This is a genomic window from Allorhizocola rhizosphaerae (genome assembly GCF_003426775.1).
GTDB classification, from domain to species: domain Bacteria; phylum Actinomycetota; class Actinomycetes; order Mycobacteriales; family Micromonosporaceae; genus Allorhizocola; species Allorhizocola rhizosphaerae.
In genome coordinates, this window is sequence record NZ_QJUG01000414.1 from 1 (window position 1) to 3,207 (window position 3,207).

Below are 3,207 nucleotides of genomic sequence, written 5' to 3' on the forward strand. Positions count from 1 at the left end.
CGGGCGGGACGTGGCTAAGCAGCCACGTCCCGCCCGCGCGTTCTCCGGCGAGCTGGCGGCGCGGTATCGCCGCCCGTGGGTCCCGTTCGGTCCCGCACCCGCCCACCGCTGTGCGGGACCAGTCCCGCTGCCGAGTCCCGCACCACCAAGATCAGATGATCATGGTCCCGCTGAAGCGGGACCGCAAAGTTGATCAGATACCGCTTCGGCGCGGCGAGTCCCGCTAACGGTCCCGCTGCACCGAGCGGGCAGCGGGACCCCGAGCGGGACCATGATCACGGACTTGGCCCATTGCCGAGCCGCCCATTCACGGCCGCACAACCGGACGGCGAGACGTGGCTGCCAAACCCGGTAGCCACGTCTCGCGGTCTGGCTTCTTCGCACCCTTCCCACCCTTAGCGCGGCCGTGGCCACATGCGGGCCGCGCTGCCGCACATCAAGGAGAAGACATGGACTTCCACGTATTGACACTCGGTGAACGCAACACCTACAGCGTCGCCAACGGCTTGGCGTTCCTCGTCACGTTCATGGCCGTGACCACATACGCAAGCAGCGCCGCCCCGACCGGCCTGGTCCTGGCCGTCGCTGCGGCGGCCGGGTTCTGGCTGACGGCATTGTCGCTGCTGTTCGGCGACCTAATCGAGGCCCGTGACCGGTGGATCGGGCCGCTGGTGTTCCTCGCCGCAATCGGCTGCCTACTGGCGGCGCTGGGCGAATCGTTCGCCACGTTGATCGGAGCAGCCGGGTTGATGTTCATCTTGTGGCTGTCGCACATGGTCACCGAGTCGATCTGGCAGGCGGTCCGCTTGCGGACCTTCTTCGCTGACGCCCGCCGCCTGTCACTGCCTACTCAGGCGGCGCTTCTCGCGGTCGATGTCGCCGCCTTCGCCGGGACCGCGTTGCTGATGGTGGCCACCTATGGCGATGGTGCGCACGGCCGCCGTCTGGCGGCGGCGCTCGTCCTGGTGACACCGGGCGTGCTCGTCCGCGCGGTGCGCCGGGCACGCTACCGGCCCGCGCCCGACAGCGCGGCCACGCCCGATCGGACGGCCCGCCAGATATTCGTGTGCCCCAAGGCCACCCTGACCGGCCGCCGCCGACGCCTGCGCGATCGGTAGCCGCGTCACCGCAACCGCAGCCGTCGCACGAGGCCGGTCAGGTCGCTGAGCAGCGGTGTCAGGTCGTGCCAGGTCACCGAACCTGACAGAAACGCCTTCGCGGTCGCCTGCGGCCGTAGCCTGGATACCTCTACTTCTTTCTATCCCGTGCTTGATCTGCCCCCTTCCGGTGAGGGCACCACGCCCACCGCTCGCGGTCGGCCGCGCTCACCCCGGTCAGATCATCACCGCATACTCCGCACGCCCGGCACCCTTTCGCCTGGGCGGGCTAGCCCATCCCCTTTTTGCACGGCGGTCACCAACCCGGTGGCCGCCTTTCTTCATGTCCTGGAGGAGATCAACATGCTCACACCGGCCTGGTACCTCACAGACGGCGACTACTTCGGCGAACTGCCCAAGGTGGCGCAGATGGACACCGTCGAGGCCGCGATCAGCGCCATCGCGCAGCTGTTCAGCGACGAGGGCGAATTCAGCCCGACCCAGACGGCCGCGGCCACCTACATGGCCCTGCTCGCCGCCGAGCATCTCAACGACGAAATGACCTACAACGCCCGGCGCCACAGCCTGATCGAGCTGGCCCAGCTCGCGCACGGCCTGAACCTCCTGCTGGCCCACCTGACTCAGACCATCCAGAAGCTCGCCGAACACGCCGACAAGCGCACTTTCCCCGGCCTAGCCGACCTGCCCACCGAAACCGTCAAGACCGTCATCGACAGCCTCTGCGCCGCCGGTGCCAGCGGCGAGGTCTGCGCCGGTCGCCTCAAGGAGGCACACCTGACCCTGCGCTCCGCCGCGAAGTAGCACCCCCTACCCGTCATGCGATGGCGCGTGTCCGCGACCGGACGCGCGCCGTCGCCCCTGTTGGAGACCAGATGACCACAGACAACGACACCGAACCAGCGGCAGATGCCACGGGGGTCGGACTGACCCGCATCACGTTCAACGCGAACGCGCGCGCCGCCACCGCGCTCACCACGATCATGGCCGCCTCCGGCGACAACAAGACCGACGCGATCAACAACAGCCTCCGCGCGATGGCGACCCTGATCGGTCTCGCCCACGACGACGGCGCGCTACGAGTGATCGCCCAAGACGGCGCTACCCACATCGTGCACCTGCCCTGACCAAAACCCCATCCACACAAACCGAATCGGAAGGACAGACAGGCGGATGAGCCAATACACCCTCACACCCAAACCCGGCTGCGAGCGGTACACCATCCAGGTCGGCTGGAACCCGCACCGCAACTTCTACGCCACCGTGCTCGACTTCTCCTGGGACCCGGTGACCGACCCCGACAACGAGCCGGACGCGGTGCGCCTGGGCATCGACGAAACGATCCTCGACCCCACCGATGTCCTGGTCGCCGTCGATCCCTACGCCGTCATCCCCGACGAGCTTCTCGCGATGTTGCGCGCCGACAAGAACGCGCACCCGCCACGGCACTAGTCCGCTCCGGCCGGTAGCCCGCCCTTCGCGGCGGCTTCTGCCGGTCAGCCAGCTCGCACCACAGTTTCCCGGCCGCGCCCGGCCGGATCGCGCAACCACTTGCGCATCTTCCGGGCACGGCCGAAAGCCGTGCCCGGATTTCCATCCACAACCCGCACAGGGAGGAATCCGTGAGCACCAACCACACCAGCCTGGCGAACAAGCCCGGCCCGAGAACGCGCCGGCACCCGCAAGTCAACCCAGAGGTCTTGGCGCTGCTGCACCGCGCCCAGCACGGCGACCGCGACGCCTTCGCCGACCTGTACCGCACCTTCCACGACGCGGTGACCCGCTACATCGCCGTGCGCATGCGCGACCGCGACCGCGACGCGATCCCGGATCTGGTGCAGGACGCGTTCACCGGGGCGCTGGAGGAGCTGCCGCACGCGCTGCTCGACGTCCGCGGCTGGTTCATCATCCAGGCCGCCAAGGCACGCACTCGCCACGACTGGTCGCGGCGCCGCTACACCCGCGCCGCCTACACCCTGCACGAGCACGCCCGCCGCCACGCCACCGCCTCGACCGGCTTCGCCGAGCCGCAGCGCCGGCCCGGCCGAGTCACCTTCGTGCACGCCATGGCCCGGCTCACCCCGGACCAGCG

At 68.9% G+C, this 3,207-nt stretch carries 5 protein-coding genes; all 5 read left to right on the top strand.

Features of this window, described 5'->3' with window-relative positions:
- The first annotated feature begins 449 nt into the window (after window positions 1-449).
- Complete coding sequence (locus tag DM816_RS41135; protein WP_117215845.1) at window positions 450-1,118, top strand: hypothetical protein; 669 nt, start codon at window positions 450-452, stop codon at window positions 1,116-1,118.
- Window positions 1,119-1,460: 342 nt separating this feature from the next.
- Window positions 1,461-1,919 (top strand): hypothetical protein, encoded by a 459-nt coding sequence (locus tag DM816_RS41140; protein WP_162908396.1) that lies wholly within the window; start codon window positions 1,461-1,463, stop codon window positions 1,917-1,919.
- 20 nt (window positions 1,920-1,939) lie between these two features.
- The gene (locus DM816_RS41145; protein ID WP_162908397.1) at window positions 1,940-2,242 is read left to right on the top strand and encodes a hypothetical protein; all 303 of its coding nucleotides are present in this window, start codon (window positions 1,940-1,942) and stop codon (window positions 2,240-2,242) included.
- A gap of 46 nt (window positions 2,243-2,288) precedes the next feature.
- The gene (locus DM816_RS41150; RefSeq protein WP_117215848.1) at window positions 2,289-2,567 is read left to right on the top strand and encodes a hypothetical protein; all 279 of its coding nucleotides are present in this window, start codon (window positions 2,289-2,291) and stop codon (window positions 2,565-2,567) included.
- Window positions 2,568-2,737: 170 nt separating this feature from the next.
- Window positions 2,738-3,207: RNA polymerase sigma factor (locus DM816_RS41155; protein ID WP_211589081.1), on the top strand; the 470-nt coding region annotated here is incomplete at its 3' end.

Coding starts and splice junctions, on each gene's coding strand:
- DM816_RS41145 (WP_162908397.1), top strand. CDS start 1,940: ATGGCGCGTGTCCGCGACCGGACGCGCGCCGTCGCCCCTGTTGGAGAC.
- DM816_RS41140 (WP_162908396.1), top strand. CDS start 1,461: ATGCTCACACCGGCCTGGTACCTCACAGACGGCGACTACTTCGGCGAA.
- DM816_RS41150 (WP_117215848.1), top strand. CDS start 2,289: ATGAGCCAATACACCCTCACACCCAAACCCGGCTGCGAGCGGTACACC.
- DM816_RS41135 (WP_117215845.1), top strand. CDS start 450: ATGGACTTCCACGTATTGACACTCGGTGAACGCAACACCTACAGCGTC.